This is a genomic window from Vibrio sp. OPT46, assembly GCF_015163535.1.
Lineage (GTDB): Bacteria > Pseudomonadota > Gammaproteobacteria > Enterobacterales > Vibrionaceae > Vibrio > Vibrio alginolyticus.
The window spans coordinates 1-366 of the sequence record NZ_JADDYG010000241.1; the positions used below are offsets into that span (position 1 = coordinate 1).

1 protein-coding gene is annotated in these 366 nt (G+C 50.8%); it reads right to left on the minus strand.

Annotated features, from left to right (window positions below; translation table 11 throughout):
- On the minus strand, positions 1–366 hold a 366-nt coding region (gene rlmJ / locus IQR33_RS10135; RefSeq protein ID WP_193843683.1), incomplete at both ends, for a 23S rRNA (adenine(2030)-N(6))-methyltransferase RlmJ.

Genomic DNA, 366 nt, shown 5'->3' on the forward strand with positions numbered 1-366 from the left:
TGCAGGAATGGCAGAATCTCTTTCATCTGGCTTTCCAGTTTCCATGGCGGGTTAATCACAATCATGCCGGATGCCGTCATGCCGCGCTCGTTGGTATCGGGTGCAACACCTAACTCGATTTGCAGAATTTTACGAATACCGAGTGCTTCCAAACCTTCGATCATATCTTCGATGTCGTGACGGTTTACCACTGGGTACCAAATCGCGTAGATACCGGTTGCCCAACGTTTATGGCTCTGATGAATCGCTCGCACCACATCGCGGTACTCTTTCGCGAGTTCGTATGGTGGGTCAATCAGCACCAAACCACGACGTTCTTGTGGCGGTAAGCTTGCTTTGAGGCGTTGGAACCCGTCCTCTTTGAAG